The 14169-nt window shown below is 30.8% G+C and carries 18 protein-coding genes, 2 tRNA genes and 1 pseudogene; 15 read left to right on the top strand and 6 right to left on the bottom strand.

What is annotated here, in order from left to right:
• The first annotated feature begins 232 nt into the window (after positions 1-232).
• Together EV214_RS09965 and EV214_RS09960 are read left to right on the top strand one after the other, a co-directional pair.
• Complete coding sequence (locus EV214_RS09965; protein WP_132245299.1) at positions 233-1051, top strand: methyl-accepting chemotaxis protein; 819 nt, start codon at positions 233-235, stop codon at positions 1049-1051.
• A gap of 125 nt (positions 1052-1176) precedes the next feature.
• Positions 1177-1458 (top strand): hypothetical protein, encoded by a 282-nt coding sequence (locus EV214_RS09960; RefSeq protein ID WP_132245297.1) that lies wholly within the window; start codon positions 1177-1179, stop codon positions 1456-1458.
• A gap of 76 nt (positions 1459-1534) precedes the next feature.
• Here the strand turns inward: EV214_RS09960 and EV214_RS09955 are convergent, their stop codons facing one another.
• A complete protein-coding gene (locus EV214_RS09955) occupies positions 1535-1735 on the bottom strand; it encodes a DUF378 domain-containing protein (RefSeq protein ID WP_132245295.1) in 201 nt (66 codons plus the stop codon).
• Between the two features lie 264 nt (positions 1736-1999).
• Between EV214_RS09955 and EV214_RS09950 the strand changes: the two genes are divergently transcribed.
• From EV214_RS09950 to EV214_RS09940, 3 genes are all read left to right on the top strand, one after another.
• Complete coding sequence (locus EV214_RS09950; RefSeq protein WP_132245293.1) at positions 2000-2245, top strand: hypothetical protein; 246 nt, start codon at positions 2000-2002, stop codon at positions 2243-2245.
• 119 nt (positions 2246-2364) lie between these two features.
• Positions 2365-2438, top strand: a tRNA-Gly gene (locus EV214_RS09945).
• Between the two features lie 75 nt (positions 2439-2513).
• Complete coding sequence (locus EV214_RS09940; RefSeq protein WP_132245291.1) at positions 2514-3158, top strand: MBL fold metallo-hydrolase; 645 nt, start codon at positions 2514-2516, stop codon at positions 3156-3158.
• Positions 3159-3239: 81 nt separating this feature from the next.
• On the opposite strand, the gene EV214_RS09935 is transcribed toward EV214_RS09940, so the two are convergent.
• The gene (locus EV214_RS09935; protein WP_132245289.1) at positions 3240-3383 is read right to left on the bottom strand and encodes a polynucleotide phosphorylase; all 144 of its coding nucleotides are present in this window, start codon (positions 3381-3383) and stop codon (positions 3240-3242) included.
• A 244-nt stretch (positions 3384-3627) separates the two neighbouring features.
• Here EV214_RS09935 and EV214_RS18730 point away from each other — a divergent pair, with 244 nt between their 5' ends.
• Positions 3628-3804 (top strand): hypothetical protein, encoded by a 177-nt coding sequence (locus EV214_RS18730; protein WP_165916324.1) that lies wholly within the window; start codon positions 3628-3630, stop codon positions 3802-3804.
• A 66-nt stretch (positions 3805-3870) separates the two neighbouring features.
• Here the strand turns inward: EV214_RS18730 and EV214_RS09930 are convergent, their stop codons facing one another.
• Positions 3871-5004 (bottom strand): MGDG synthase family glycosyltransferase, encoded by a 1134-nt coding sequence (locus EV214_RS09930; RefSeq protein ID WP_132245287.1) that lies wholly within the window; start codon positions 5002-5004, stop codon positions 3871-3873.
• Between the two features lie 269 nt (positions 5005-5273).
• Between EV214_RS09930 and EV214_RS09925 the strand changes: the two genes are divergently transcribed.
• Positions 5274-5912: a hypothetical protein gene (locus EV214_RS09925; RefSeq protein WP_132245285.1), complete on the top strand. Its 639-nt coding sequence runs from the start codon at positions 5274-5276 to the stop codon at positions 5910-5912.
• Between the two features lie 33 nt (positions 5913-5945).
• Here the strand turns inward: EV214_RS09925 and EV214_RS09920 are convergent, their stop codons facing one another.
• The gene (locus tag EV214_RS09920) at positions 5946-6236 is read right to left on the bottom strand and encodes a hypothetical protein (RefSeq protein ID WP_132245283.1); all 291 of its coding nucleotides are present in this window, start codon (positions 6234-6236) and stop codon (positions 5946-5948) included.
• Positions 6237-6384: 148 nt separating this feature from the next.
• On the opposite strand from EV214_RS09920, the gene EV214_RS09915 reads away from it, so the two are divergent.
• Complete coding sequence (locus EV214_RS09915) at positions 6385-6945, top strand: hypothetical protein (RefSeq protein ID WP_132245281.1); 561 nt, start codon at positions 6385-6387, stop codon at positions 6943-6945.
• Between the two features lie 28 nt (positions 6946-6973).
• Here EV214_RS09915 and EV214_RS09910 read toward each other — a convergent pair whose 3' ends face one another.
• Positions 6974-7786 (bottom strand): NAD(+)/NADH kinase, encoded by an 813-nt coding sequence (locus tag EV214_RS09910; protein ID WP_132245279.1) that lies wholly within the window; start codon positions 7784-7786, stop codon positions 6974-6976.
• A gap of 262 nt (positions 7787-8048) precedes the next feature.
• Here EV214_RS09910 and EV214_RS09905 point away from each other — a divergent pair, with 262 nt between their 5' ends.
• The 3 genes and pseudogenes from EV214_RS09905 to EV214_RS09895 form a co-directional block, all read left to right on the top strand.
• Positions 8049-8969: an RluA family pseudouridine synthase gene (locus tag EV214_RS09905; RefSeq protein ID WP_243116612.1), complete on the top strand. Its 921-nt coding sequence runs from the start codon at positions 8049-8051 to the stop codon at positions 8967-8969.
• A gap of 120 nt (positions 8970-9089) precedes the next feature.
• A tRNA-Ala gene (locus tag EV214_RS09900) sits at positions 9090-9166 on the top strand.
• 405 nt (positions 9167-9571) lie between these two features.
• Positions 9572-9823, top strand: a pseudogene (locus tag EV214_RS09895) (cation:dicarboxylate symporter family transporter); the annotation flags it as partial.
• A 144-nt stretch (positions 9824-9967) separates the two neighbouring features.
• Here the strand turns inward: EV214_RS09895 and EV214_RS09890 are convergent.
• On the bottom strand, positions 9968-10180 hold the full coding sequence (locus EV214_RS09890; protein ID WP_132245275.1) for a KTSC domain-containing protein: 213 nt from the start codon (positions 10178-10180) through the stop codon (positions 9968-9970).
• 197 nt (positions 10181-10377) lie between these two features.
• Here EV214_RS09890 and EV214_RS09885 point away from each other — a divergent pair, with 197 nt between their 5' ends.
• From EV214_RS09885 to EV214_RS09870, 4 genes are all read left to right on the top strand, one after another.
• Positions 10378-10581: a hypothetical protein gene (locus tag EV214_RS09885; protein ID WP_132245273.1), complete on the top strand. Its 204-nt coding sequence runs from the start codon at positions 10378-10380 to the stop codon at positions 10579-10581.
• A gap of 259 nt (positions 10582-10840) precedes the next feature.
• Positions 10841-12349 carry a DUF1846 domain-containing protein gene (locus tag EV214_RS09880; protein ID WP_132245271.1) on the top strand — a complete coding sequence of 503 codons (1509 nt, stop codon included), beginning with the start codon at positions 10841-10843 and terminating at the stop codon, positions 12347-12349.
• 103 nt (positions 12350-12452) lie between these two features.
• Positions 12453-12863, top strand: coding sequence for a DUF6762 family protein (locus tag EV214_RS09875; protein WP_165916323.1), 411 nt, complete (start codon positions 12453-12455; stop codon positions 12861-12863).
• 317 nt (positions 12864-13180) lie between these two features.
• Positions 13181-14014: an MBL fold metallo-hydrolase gene (locus EV214_RS09870; RefSeq protein WP_132245267.1), complete on the top strand. Its 834-nt coding sequence runs from the start codon at positions 13181-13183 to the stop codon at positions 14012-14014.
• Positions 14015-14169: the final 155 nt, after the last annotated feature.

The raw sequence follows: 14169 nt of genomic DNA, 5'->3' as shown, positions 1-14169 counted from the left end.
GATAAGATTTTTTTTTTTGCAGGACATACGATGAAAAAGTAGAATTATATATAACTGAGGAACCGAAAATTTTAATTTGTAGATGCAAATATATATAGTTTAATTTGATGTGAGTTTCTAAGGGAGTGACTTTCTTAGTAAAATTAAGGGCTTTATACAAACATTAAGATTTAATAAAGAACAAAATTATTAGCAGCGTATAGAAGAAAATACAATTTGAGGAGGAATATAGATGCATGAATTACTGGAAAGATATATAGAAATAGCTTCGTATGTAAATGACTTTACAGAGGACGATTTAGCAGTAGCAATAAGTGATAAAGAGAAAGTATTGAAGTGTGTTCCAGGAGAAAATGTACAATTGCGTGTGAAAGAAGGGGATATATTAAAGAGTCATCTGGCATTGCTTCAGGCGATTAAACAAAAGAAAAAAATTACTGTTGTAATCCCAAAGCACGTACATGGGATACTTATGTCAGGTACGGCAACACCTCTAAAAGATAAACATGGAGAAATTATAGGAGCAATTTGTACAGTTAAGAATATAAGTGATCGGCAGGAAATTTTGGATATTATTAAAAAATTAGCAAATTCTTTAAATGAAATAACAAAAACAATCACACAAATATCTTCTAATGCAGAAGAAATTGCTACTTCAGGAGAAGGAATGATTGATTCTGTTAATGGGACATTAACAAAAGCAAAAGAAACAGACCAAGTAGTTGGATTTGTACAACAAGTTGCAAAGCAAACAAATTTATTAGGTTTAAATGCAGCGATTGAAGCCGCAAGGGCAGGTGATGCGGGTAGAGGATTTCAAGTTGTAGCGGAAGAAATAAGAAAATTAGCAATTTCTAGTAATAATTCAGTAGATCGGATTGCTTCTGTGCTAAAAGAAATTCGAGGAAGTGTTACACAGATACTTCAAATGGTAGAGAAAAATGGGGCATTGACACAGGAACAGGCTGCAGGAACTGAAGAAATTACAGCAAAGATCAACGATCTATCTAGTTTGGCAGATAAATTAAATGAATTTGCATATAAACTATAGGATTAGATTTTATCTAATCCTTATTTTTTTTCGCTTTTTTTCAGACAAACGGTAACGGATAAAAATGGACTACATAAAATAGTATTGCAAAAGGATAAGTAAATAGTTCATGAAGGAGGAATAGGATGAAAAGAAGAAATGGAATGAATAAGAAGTTAGAAAAAATTGCGCGCAACATGTATGCTACAGATGATCAGTTAGAACAATTCTCAAACTTAGCAGATAAATATAAAAATAAATCACAACGTGAAATTGAAGAAGAAATGTATAAAATGATAGATGGTTTTTCTACAGCAGAGAAGAAAGGAATGATAAAAAAACTTCAAATGCTCAAAGAAATGAATAATTTACTAGATAACGGGCAAATGAGAAAAATCGATACGTTTATTAGAATCTTATCAAAATAAAAATAGATACAATTTATAAATAAAGTTACGATTTTATTTTAGGATAAAAATAGAGAGTAGGCTATACTCTCTATTTTTATTTTCTAATTTTTTCTCTTTCTCTAAATAGAAAGCTAATTGCATAAATGCCACCTAATCCGACAAGTGAATAAATGATTCTACTTAGAATGCTCATTTGTCCACCAAATAAAGTAGCGACTAAATCAAATCGAAATAAGCCAATCAACCCCCAATTGAGTGCACCTATTATGATTAATAAAAGAGCAAATGTGTCCATTGCTTCAACTCCTTTTTCATGACTTCATTTATTATTATTCCAAAGAAATAAAGAAAAATACAAAGATGTTATAAAATTTTTAAAAGATAGTATTTTTCATAGGCTCACTTATTAATAGTCAGCGAAAAGATAAGCAACAAACGTAGAAATAAATTAATTGTTAGTTTTATCAAATAAAATAAAATTTTACAAGACATAGTCTATTCTAAATAACACATACTATATTATGTAAGCATATAGCTTACCAAAATTACAAGTGGAGGAATGCCAAACATGTATAATATGGGAAATGTTCCGAACTTAAAAAATGTAAATGCTGTTGAACAAAATGAAAAGCAAAATGCAAAGCAAAAAATGGGGAACGTAGGAGTGGCTGGACAAGGAATGACATCAGGAATGAACGCTGGTATATCTGGAAGTCTTACTAACTCTACTGCTATAGATCAACTAGAAATTCAACAAGCAAGACAAAAAGTTCAGAACAGTGGTAGCCAAAACACAACTTACTAACAGAGTTATGTAATTTTGAAAAAAACCTAAGGATATGATTTCCTTAGGTTTTTCATATGAAAAAATTACAAGTATTGACATTCGTACTTGTGGAGACTATAATATAATCAATGAAAGATGCGGGCATAGCTTAATGGTAGAGTCCTGGCTTCCCAAGCCAGTTGTGCGGGTTCGATTCCCGTTGCCCGCTCCAAAAAAAATTAAATGAGCCTTACAGTGAAGCTGTAGGGCTTATTTTGATAAGAATATAACGAAAAGGAGTTTTTATATGAAGTTAAAGAGATTTATTGTGGGCATGATTGAAACAAATGCATATATTCTTTATGATGAAAATAGTTTAGAAGCTTTTATCATAGATCCGGGTGATGAACCTAAGACTTTTATACAATATATTGATAAAAAATATTTAAAACCAATAGGGATTATTTTAACCCATTATCATTATGATCATATAGGTGCTACACTTTCATTAAAGAAAAAATACAATATGCCTATATATATACATAAAAAAGATGTAGCAGGATTAAAAAATCCTTCTATCAATCACTCGATAAGTAGTTGTAGAGAGGCTATTTCTATTACACCGGATAGATCACTGATAGATGGAGATACAATAGAAGCATCATGGATTGTTTTAGAAGTGATCCATACACCAGGGCATACACCTGGAGGTATTTGTTTGAAGGTGAGAAATGAACATATCATATTTACAGGAGATACAATCTTTAATATTGATCTAGGGAGAACAGATTTAGAAGGTGGCAATGAAAATGCAATGAAAAATGCTATTCGCAATAAGATTTCAAAATGGGATGATTGTATGACTATTTATCCTGGACATGGAGACGCTGCTTCTATGGAATATGTAAGGAAAAAGAATATAGAATTTTTAGATATTATGGGGAAAAGATAAAAAATATATTGCTATAATAATTGATAACGCGTTTCAATAGAACACCCACTTTTATAAGTGGGTGTTTAAAACTGGATAAAATTATTTTTCCATTACCATAAAATATACTTGTTTATGAAGATCATTATTGAATTGTTTTTCAAAAGTTATTAATTTGTTTGCTTCTTCTTGTGTAAGATTTGCATAATTTAGTTCTTTTAGTGGATTAAGATAGTGTTCTTGCATAACAACCCTCCTCATAGCTTTAATAAAAGTATATGCACCTTTTTAAGATATGATACAAGGCAAAATAAGTATAATAAAATGAAATTTACAAAAAATGCATGCGTAGATTTTACTATTTTGTATAAGCTATAAAATAAAAGGTTAGAAAGTACGACGATGAAAATGGAAAGAGTTTTAGAAAGATTTAAAAAAATGGAGCATACTAGATAAAAGAAGTATTCATTAAAAAACAAGGAGGAAAAAAATGGATAAAATGTATGTGATTAAAACAGATACATCAACTTCAAAGCCTATGACAAGAAGCGAAGCAATAAACCAAGTAAAAGAATATGATCATAAAGGAATTTCTGGGTATATTGTTTCAGAAAAAGAGGGAGAAAGAATTAAAAATAGCCAGTTCAATATACCAAAGTGGAAATAGAATCATAATAGTGAAAAAATGATGAAACGCATAGGGGTGGTATACCTTATGCGTTTTACATAAGAATCAGATACAAAGCAAATTCTTTGTTTTTTCTAAACATAAAGCTAATAAGAATTCGGCAATATCTTTTGTAGCTTTTGTTTTTTTTAATCTAGACATATTTTGCTTAAATACATTGTATTTTTCTTGATCATCTTTTAATAAATTAATACAAGAGATAAGAGAATTAGGGCTAGTGGCGATCATGCCTATCCCATGGTTGAGTATGAACTCTGTATTTCTCTCCTCTTGACCAGGTAACTTGGATGTAACAATAATAGGAAGTTCCTTATTAAGAGATTCAGTGAGTGTGATTCCGCCAGGTTTTGTGATAATAAGATCGGATACGCTCATGAGTTCGTCAATATTGTTGACAAAGCCAAACGCTTTTAGGTTGGGTCTATTAATTTTTGAAAGATAGTTATATAAATCTTCATTTTTACCTGTAACAACCAATAATTGAATATTTACATTATATGTAAATAAATAGTTTAGCGTTTCTGTAATATTTCCGAGACCTAAACCACCACCCATAATGAGCGCTGTAAAGGTATTTGTAATATCAAGTTTGGAACATAATTGATGCCTATTTGGTTGGCTATTAAATTTTTCATCTATAGGGATGCCGAAAAATCTTGCTTTTTCAGTTGGGATCTCCCAGTACTGAAATTGATAAGCAAAAGTTTCAGAGGGAAGAATATAATAATCTACCTCTTTATTAATCCAACTTGGGTGGATTGTATAGTCTGTAAGGATTGTAACCAGAGGCATATTGATTTTTCCTTTTCGTTTCATTACAGAAAGGGCTTCAGCAGGAAAAGGATGGGTACAAGCAATTACATCTGGTTGAAAATCTGAGAGTAACTTTGATAGCTTTCTAGATAATATAACTTGATTTAAAAATTCACTCACATCAGAGATAGAACTATCTGTAACCTCAGATCGGTTATAAATAAACCGATATAAAGCAGGCATATACTTAATGGACTTCATATATGTCTCAATGATTATTTTGTGAAGATGAGGATGCATATAATTGAAAGTATCAATAATTTTTACATTATGATTGGCGTAATGATTTTTTATATAATCAGCTACTGTTTTAGAAACTTGATTGTGGCCTTCTCCAGCCGATACGGTAAAAAATAATATGTTCATGTGGTTTCCCTCCCAAATGAATATTATACCACTTTTATGTGAAGTTTTAACTATTATCTAAAGAAATTATACGTTTTTTTTAATATATATATAAAATATGCGTGTTTTTCTGATACGTTATAGTAAGATTTTGATTATTAGATTATCGTATAGGGTATATAAAAACTATTTTGTAACCATTCTATAGTATTTTGCACAAGGATATGTTAAAATATGTTTTATATCGATTTAAGTTATTTGTTTAGTAGAAATTATATGGTGGTGATAATTTGAAAACTTTTATTTTAGAAAAAATAGTCCAAACTCCATTAAAGAAAATTTTAGATGTGGTTGATTTTAAAGAGATGGATTGGATATGGATCAATAGGGAGATATATATAGATATTTTATATAATTTAGCTTTAGAAAAGGAATTTGATGAAGCTGAATTAGAAAGATTTTTAAACAAAATTGAAGAAAAAGAAATGATTCAAGCACTTATAAAACCTTTTGAGAAAGAAGGATATATACCCATAGATCAAAACCTTTTTTCAAACTTTGAAAAAGGATATAGGCTTACAGAGGATATAGAGACTACCATATTTATAAAAGAAAAGTATTATAGAAAACTCTCCATTAGACAGATGCGTGATTATAATTGGATATTACAAGCAATGGCAATAGATACGTATCTTAGAATGGGGTTAGAATATAAAAATTTAAAAGAAACTTATGAAGAATTGTATATGGAAAACACGCGGATGATTGAAGATATCTTAAGAGTGGGAGAATATACTTTTCAAGCTGGTTTATGGAGATTTGAAAAGAAAACAGAAGAACTATACTTTTATAAATTAGGAGAATTTCATAAAATTTGGGCAGAAGGAGAAGTAAGTTCAAAATTTGAAGAGCTTATGAAAAGATATTGACAGGTGAGTGTGTCTATCAATATCTTTTCACTTTTAAACTAATAGATCATTAGAGACAGAACTGTTTGCGTGAATTGCTTTTTTTAGTATAACCATATCCATATTAGGATTTCTTTCAATAATATGGTCAAATATTTTTTGACAATGATTACACTGGACAGATTGTTTGAAATCCTTCTGCTTTCTGTCCATGAATAAATAAGAAGTATACCCTTCATTATTGGTCCACTTTACTTTTCCATCTTCTCTAATATCATATAGATACTCATAGACGACGATATCCTTTAAAATTAATTTGCCATTATTGCATTCAGGACATTTCATGTGTGTACCTCCTATGCATACAGTTTAATAAGTTAGATAAAGTATGTGTAGAATAGGTAGTATATATTCTTATAAATGTATCCTTTTTTTTTATTTTAATGCTATAATAAATTAAGAATACTTATGATTGCATCGGAAGGAGATTTAAATGAAAGAAAGAATACAGGACATAAAAAGTATTTCGGATCAAATTGATCGGGCCATTGCAACAGGGAATAAAATTAAAATAACAAAATTAATAGACGATATGATGCATGCCTGCAAAAATATAAAAACGCAATTAGAAGAGAAAAAGAAAGTATCGAATGATATAAAAGTAGAAAATATCAATATGATTCCTTTTATTTATAAACCTATATTAAAGAAGAATTACTATGAGGGGACATATTTAGAAGAATTTGCTGAAATGAGAACTTCTGAACTTAAGGATGCAAAAGTCTTGGATATCCATAATAAATTTTGGAAAACCCATGAAGTATTGAGAGGAAATATATTTGGGTCGCTACCTTCAGAATTAATTAGCAAGGATGCACTGAATAAATTAAAATATTTTGGATGGGATGAAGTGCATGTAGATGTTTTAGAGGTACAAAAGCGTGGATGTAAGATGCAAGAGTTGATGGAATACTGTGAGTTACAATATAATCATTTCTTGATTGTAAATGAAAAATCAAGTGGAACTGAATTAATTCTACATTATGATATTTAAGAGGCAGATATTCTGCCTCTTATTTTAGTTATAAAAACTTTTCTTTTGCTTTGTTCCAAAAGTCATAGGTTTTTAGTCGTAATATTTTGGGCTTTAGATCGGACATTCTTAAGTGAATTTCCTCAATTTTATCATGCTTATATTCCATGCCATCTGTAATGATGAGAATAGAGTTTTCAAAAGCATACTCAGGATAGATCTTTATAGTAGAATCTTTAGGAACAATAATACTAGAAGTAAAGGATCGATATGCAGTAGTGGCAATAGGTGCGATGGGTGTAATTTGTAATAAATCAAGTCTTGGATCTACGATGCTTCCACCGAGAGAATAATTATAAGCTGTACTGCCAGTAGGCGTGGCTACCAAAACGCCATCGCCACTAAATTTTTCTAAAAAACTATCATCTAAAGAAATATTTAAGTGAAGGGTTCGAGATTTATCGCCTTTTATAGCTATTTCGTTGATGCCTACAATTTCAACACAGTGTTTTTTTGTACATATAATGGCTTCAACAAGATGAAGTTCTTGTGTAATATAATCACCTTTTTCATAGCGAAAGATAAATTCATCTAATTGATAGGGAGATAGCTCCTGAAAAAAACCTAAGTGACCTGTATTTATTCCGATTATGGGAATATCAGGAAAATTATTCTCATGCAATGTTCGCAGAAAAGAACCATCTCCACCAATACACACAATCAAATCCGCATTTGCGTCGAATATCTCTGGCACAAAGAAACCATTTTTTTCAAGTTTGTGTTTTAAAATTCTACCCGTTTCTTTTGAAATATCGCGATTGTTAGATACAATATTAATGATACGTGTTTGGATATTAGACATGGTTGTCACCTCAACCTTATTTTGGTATTTTGAAATATCGTGTATATTGTAACATATTTAGTATGCTTGTGAAAGAATTTTAAAAGATGTATATAAAGATTATTTGTAAAACAAAATAAAAATAGTCTGTATATTTTATATTATGGGAAGATTTTATTTTAAAGAAATGATAGCAGTAAGTCAATAGATTATTTTAAATTGACGTCAGTGTAAGGAAACAATATAATAAAGAATAGAATTATAAAGATAGTAGGTGGATTTAATGAAAAAAGAATCAAATGAAATCAGTTCGAATATTATCACATTTCAGTTAGAAGAAGCACATACAGGAATGGAATTAAAAGAAATACTCTATGAGCAAATGAGATTATCTAGCAGATTAGTAAGAAAACTTAAAAGAAAGAAATCTATATTTGTCAATGACAATCGGATTAGTTTTCATGCAAAACTAAGGAAGGGTGACCTTGTCAAAATTATTATGGAAGAAGAACCAAATCAATTCGAACCTGAAGATATTCCAATAGAAGTTGTGTATGAAGATGTAGACTTATTAATTGTAAATAAACAGCCTGGCATTGTTGTACATCCTACAAAGGGGCATCCTACAGGAACTATGGCAAATGCCATTGTATATTATATGAAAGAGAAAAAACAAAATTTTAAAATAAGATTTGTTAACCGATTAGATCGAGATACTTCCGGACTTATTATTATTGCAAAAAACCCATTTGCCCAACAAGAATTATCAAAGCAAATGCAAGAAAATCGGATAGAGAAAATCTACTTAGCTGTAGTAAAGGGAGATGTAGAAAACCATGAGGGAACAATCTGTGAGCCTATTGGAAGACCAGATACAGAAGAGATTCGAAGGAGGGTTTATGAGGAGGGACAACGTTCCGTTACCCATTATAAAGTAGTCAATCGATTAAAGGGAGGTACTGTCCTTCGGATTAAATTAGAAACTGGAAGAACCCATCAGATTCGTGTGCATATGTCTTATATAGGATATCCTATTTTTGGAGATGAATTATATGGATATGTAGATGAAAATCTTATAAAAAGACAAGCGCTACATGCAGAGATGCTAAGTTTTTATCAACCAAGAACAAACGATAGAGTAGAGATAAAAGCCTCTGTACCGAAAGATATAGAGGAATTAATAGAAAAGTTAAGCTATAGATAAATAACTTGAAATTTTAATGGTGTTTATCTATAGCATAGGATGTAAAAGGGAGAAAAAATATTCGGAGTTGAAATATAGAAATTATTATTGTATGATTAAATTGTAAACAAAATTGGAAGTGGGGATGTAGCTCAGATTGGGAGAGTACTTGAATGGCATTCAAGGGGTCGTGGGTTCGAGCCCCATCATCTCCACCAATAGTAAGAAAAAATAACAAAACCTCTGTTTATAAACAGAGGTTTTGTTATTTATATAAAAGAGAGGAATGATCAAAAGAGATCAGGATTGCGCCTGATCATAAAAGGGAGAATGGATGTTTAATTTGAAAACTATGTAAAGAGAATTGGGAAAGTAATCCCAATTCCAGCTAATATTTTTCAAAGAGACTGCCACCGCCACCGAAGAACAAAACTACTAATAGTAAAAAGAAGAACAATAGGGTAGCGTTGCTATCAAACATTCCCAAAAAAGATTTTTCAGCCAACTCTTCGCACCTCCTTATGGAATATGTGTTTTTTTAGAAACTTATAATTATAGCATATGCGAACTATACAATAGGTGTTACAAAATTTACAGCAGTTGGTACATAATCTTCAGCAGCAACGATTTCAGTTACAATGAAAAGTGCAGAAAAAAATGATATAGATAAAGATGTTATAGATTTTGTTATTCCACTATGTGCTACAATCCATTTGGCTAGAGATACGATTACTTTAGTATTGTTGTCTATGGGTGTGATGATGATTGCTGGAACAGTCCCAACATTTGGAATGATGCTTCCGTTTATTCTTATGCTAGGCGTTACAATGGTAGCAGCTCATGGAATACCAGCATGGGCGCAATCTATAGGATAAAAGTCCCGAGCGCCCAAGGTGATATAGATGTTAGCCAATGACAAGGGTGTCCATCGTGAGGTGGAATCTGAAGGAAGTGGGATGGGTATGCTTGGTAGTGTGAGAGTTCGGTAAATAAAATAATTATTTACCTTCTACTCGATTTTAAACTACTTTTTTATAAGGATATGTATTTCTAATACGAGAGAGAAGATAGTATCCAGGATGTTCTGAATGGATTAAGCTGGTATAAGCAGATTTGGGAACTCCATGATGGTGATAGGTTTCGCCAGAGATAAATGTGATTTCTAATATTTGGTCAATAGAATCATAACCTACAGATGCAACATGCTTTGAACGTATCTTTACTTTTGTCATTAGAATCTCTCCTTTATTGAAATTTTTAATTGAAAGATATAGCTTGAACAATATGGTACGAGTAGATTATACTAAAAAATTATTTGAAAATATGTAGAAAGCTGTTGTCGTCTGTGAAATATTCATTGACAAAATAAAATAAAATATATGACTATAAGGTCATACGGGAGAAATATAATGATATGTGAGATGATTTTATGATAAATACATTGTCTAATGATATTAAGAATAGAAACATTCGTTCAGATAGGGATGTAAAACTCATAGCTCAATTGATAAGAGGGATAGACATGACTCTAGCAGATCGGTTTTTAGAAAATATAGATGCAGATCATCAAGATAGTGTATTAAAATTAATAGATGAACGGATGGATTTTATTAAAAATGGTATAAAAAAATAGCAAAGCTCTTTTACAGGAAATAAAATTAGGACTAAAGATAAGTAAATAATCTAGAAATGTAAGCGCTCTTTGAAATGATGAAGAAAGTAAGATACATTGGTTGTAACGGATTTTTACAAAATAAGATAGTTTAGACTAGATTTAGTGTTTTTCTAAATAATTTATTAAAAAACAAAAAAATGTTGAAAATAGTCATTATCATTCAGTCCATTTCATGTTAAAATAGTCAAAGAATAATTAAAGAATAGTGAGGTCAGTTATGAAAATAGGATTTGATCCAAAAAAATATTTAGAAGAACAATCAAAGTTTATACTTGAAAGAGTGAATAATTATGACAAACTTTATTTGGAGTTTGGAGGGAAACTGTTATTTGATTTACATGCAAAGAGGGTACTTCCGGGTTTTGATGAAAACGCGAAGATCAAGTTGCTTCATAAACTGAAGGAAAAAGTTGAGGTTGTTATTTGTGTTTATGCTGGAGATATCGAAAGAAACAAAATTCGTGGCGATTTTGGAATAACTTACGATATGGATGTTTTAAGATTGATTGATGATCTTAGATCTTATGAGCTAGACGTCAATAGTGTTGTTATTACCAGGTATGATAATCAGCCTGCAACGACAGTATTTATGAACAAACTAGAGAGAAGAGGGATTAAGGTATATACCCACCGTGCAACAAAAGGGTACCCTACAGATGTAGATATGATTGTGAGTGATGAGGGATATGGAAAGAATCCATACATTGAAACGACAAAGCCTATTGTGGTTGTAACTGCACCAGGGCCTGGTAGTGGAAAGCTCGCTACTTGCTTAAGCCAGCTATATCATGAGTATAAGCTTGGGAAAGTGGTAGGATATTCTAAATTTGAAACATTCCCCGTTTGGAATGTGCCACTAAAGCATCCTTTAAATATTGCTTATGAGTCAGCGACAGTTGACCTAAAGGATGTTAATATGATAGACGCTTTTCATTTCGATGCTTACAATAAGATTACAGTAAATTATAATCGTGATATTGAAACATTCCCTGTACTTAGGAGAATTATTGAAAAAATCACAGGGGAAGAAGCTGTCTATAAATCTCCTACGGATATGGGTGTGAACCAAGTTGGATTTGGTATTATTGATGATGAGGTTGTAAAAGAAGCTTCTAGACAAGAAATTATTAGAAGATATTTTAAAACAGGTTGTGAGTACAAAAAGGGGTATGTTGATTTAGAGACTTTCCATAGAGCAAAGTTGATTATGGAAGAATTGAACCTAAAGGCTGAGGACCGTAAGGTCGTTATACCAGCGAGAGAAAGATGCGCTAAGTTAAAGGAAGAATTATGTAAAAATGAGCAATGCCCTGCAGTAGCCCTTGAACTTCATGATGGGACAATTTTAACAGGTAAAAGCTCAAATACCATGGATGCAGCAGCAGCAGCAGTCTTAAATGCTATTAAACATGTTGCGAATATTACGGATGAGATTCATTTAATTTCACCAGTCATCCTTGAGCCAATTATTAATCTTAAATCCAAAACATTTGAAAGCAAAATTACAGCTTTAACTTGTGAAGAAATTTTAATTGCACTAAGTATTAGTGCAGCAACAAATCCAATGGCCCAAGTAGCTATGGAAAAATTAGCTATGCTTAAAGGATGCCAAGCGCACTCCACAACAATTTTAAATACAAATGACGAACAAACATTTAGAAAACTTGGTATTGATGTTACTTGTGATCCGCAGTATCCGTCAGATAGTTTGTATTACAACAATTAATCAAAGGTTTTAATTAGCAACTGTTCTGTTATTATTATAAATTTATAGATATTTGGAAAAATTAAAGTTATAATCCAAATATTAAAAAAGAGGTGTAAAAGTTATGGAATCTTTTTCTGTAATACTTATGGAAAAAAATAAAGAGAGTGGGCTGTTAGAAAAAGAAATAGAGAATTATACCATTACCAATCATGGAAATTTAATAGAGCGAATTTATATGATGCATGAAGACGAAAAGGATCTTGTTTATGTAAGAATTACAACAGATAAAGATGTGGAGGATTGGGAGTTTTCTGCTATTTTAGACTATTATGATGAAGATATATTAAAAGATGTAGCGTTATCGTGCAAAGAAATAGATGAAACGTATAATCCGACTTGGGAAGTAATCTTAGCATTTATCCCAACACATGAGGACATGCAAAAGAAATTAGAAGATTTACTCAATAAACATAAACACACATTAGATCAAGTATATGACACTATTAAAGACAAAAAAGAAGAATATAAATAAGAAGAATATAAATAAGAGGTATAGCAATGAAAATAGAGAATATCGTTGGCGATATTCTCTATTTTTTTTTAAAATTATGCAGTTACAAATGGTTATTAATCGTCGAAGACATTGTGATAGAATGAACTTGAAATATACATTTTTATAAAGATTTAGAGAAAGATTAGATACATATATAATTAAAGAGTAGTATGTGAGAGCAGACTGTTTATATTTTGTTTATATATATAAAATAAGGTATAATTTAACTGTAACGATAGATACAATGTTATGGAGATATATAATGCTTGAAAAAACAAATAGGAGGGAGTTTATTTATGAAAATTACAACCATCATAGAAAATTCTTTGGGAGAGAATAAAGGACTGCAGCATGAACATGGACTATCTTTTTATATAGAAACACCTGAAGGAAATATTCTATTTGATACGGGAAAAACAGGGGCATTTGTTGAAAATGCAAAAGATCTAGGTATTGATTTGAAAAATACAGATTATTTGGTATTGAGTCATGCGCATTATGATCATTGTGGAGGTGTCAGGAGGTTTTTAGATACTTTTCATGTGCATCCAGCATTTTATGTAAGTGCAAAATTTTTTGTAAATAGTGATAAGCACCGTTATGTAGATGCTTTAGAATATCGATATATAGGTATAGACTTTGATGAAGCGTTTATAAAAGATAAAAAATTAAAGATCAACTATGTGAATGGTGATAGGGTAAAGCTTAGTGAGCATGTATCTATCTTTACGAATTTTAAAAGAAGTCATGATTTTGAAATACTTAATCCAAGGATGAAAATCAAAAAAGGAGAAGCATACATAGTAGATCCTTTTGATGATGAAATCGTTGTAGTTGTAGATACAGAAAAAGGGCTTTTGATTTTACTTGGGTGTTCACATCCTGGAATTTTAAATATAGTCGATACAATTACAAAAAGAACAGGGGAAAAAATATATGGGGTGATGGGAGGAACACACCTTGTAGAAGCGAATGAAGAACGTATTCATAAAACAATAACATGTTTAGAAGAAATGAATATTAAATTGATCGGCATATCTCATTGTACAGGAGAAAAAGCAGTGCAAATGTTTAGTGATAAATGTGATAATTTTTTTGTGAATTGTACAGGAACTGTTTTGGAAGTGTAAAAATAAGTTTGAAGACAAATAGGGTTGATGAATTGAGATTAATTTAATATAAAATTTTGTATATAAAGGATTAGGCAATAGCCCAATCCTTTATATAATTACATACATAGATTTTGGATATGAAGAGATTCAAAAAATTTATAGTTTTAAAATAG

Origin of the sequence: Marinisporobacter balticus (assembly GCF_004345705.1) — a bacterium.
Lineage (GTDB): Bacteria > Bacillota > Clostridia > Peptostreptococcales > Thermotaleaceae > Marinisporobacter > Marinisporobacter balticus.
Note: the sequence above shows the minus strand (reverse complement) of the source record. Positions and strands in the feature narration are given on the sequence as shown.

Excerpts from the sequence above, each read along its gene's own strand:
- EV214_RS09920 (WP_132245283.1), bottom strand. The coding sequence starts at position 6,236 with ATGAAATGTCCTGAATGCAATAATGGCAAATTAATTTTAAAGGATATC.
- EV214_RS09910 (WP_132245279.1), bottom strand. The coding sequence starts at position 7,786 with ATGTCTAATATCCAAACACGTATCATTAATATTGTATCTAACAATCGC.
- EV214_RS09955 (WP_132245295.1), bottom strand. The coding sequence starts at position 1,735 with ATGGACACATTTGCTCTTTTATTAATCATAATAGGTGCACTCAATTGG.
- EV214_RS09870 (WP_132245267.1), top strand. The coding sequence starts at position 13,181 with ATGAAAATTACAACCATCATAGAAAATTCTTTGGGAGAGAATAAAGGA.
- EV214_RS09940 (WP_132245291.1), top strand. The coding sequence starts at position 2,514 with ATGAAGTTAAAGAGATTTATTGTGGGCATGATTGAAACAAATGCATAT.
- EV214_RS18730 (WP_165916324.1), top strand. The coding sequence starts at position 3,628 with ATGGATAAAATGTATGTGATTAAAACAGATACATCAACTTCAAAGCCT.
- EV214_RS09930 (WP_132245287.1), bottom strand. The coding sequence starts at position 5,004 with ATGAACATATTATTTTTTACCGTATCGGCTGGAGAAGGCCACAATCAA.
- EV214_RS09915 (WP_132245281.1), top strand. The coding sequence starts at position 6,385 with ATGAAAGAAAGAATACAGGACATAAAAAGTATTTCGGATCAAATTGAT.
- EV214_RS09905 (WP_243116612.1), top strand. The coding sequence starts at position 8,049 with ATGAAAAAAGAATCAAATGAAATCAGTTCGAATATTATCACATTTCAG.
- EV214_RS09950 (WP_132245293.1), top strand. The coding sequence starts at position 2,000 with ATGCCAAACATGTATAATATGGGAAATGTTCCGAACTTAAAAAATGTA.
- EV214_RS09885 (WP_132245273.1), top strand. The coding sequence starts at position 10,378 with ATGATAAATACATTGTCTAATGATATTAAGAATAGAAACATTCGTTCA.
- EV214_RS09880 (WP_132245271.1), top strand. The coding sequence starts at position 10,841 with ATGAAAATAGGATTTGATCCAAAAAAATATTTAGAAGAACAATCAAAG.
- EV214_RS09875 (WP_165916323.1), top strand. The coding sequence starts at position 12,453 with ATGGAATCTTTTTCTGTAATACTTATGGAAAAAAATAAAGAGAGTGGG.
- EV214_RS09960 (WP_132245297.1), top strand. The coding sequence starts at position 1,177 with ATGAAAAGAAGAAATGGAATGAATAAGAAGTTAGAAAAAATTGCGCGC.
- EV214_RS09965 (WP_132245299.1), top strand. The coding sequence starts at position 233 with ATGCATGAATTACTGGAAAGATATATAGAAATAGCTTCGTATGTAAAT.
- EV214_RS09935 (WP_132245289.1), bottom strand. The coding sequence starts at position 3,383 with ATGCAAGAACACTATCTTAATCCACTAAAAGAACTAAATTATGCAAAT.
- EV214_RS09890 (WP_132245275.1), bottom strand. The coding sequence starts at position 10,180 with ATGACAAAAGTAAAGATACGTTCAAAGCATGTTGCATCTGTAGGTTAT.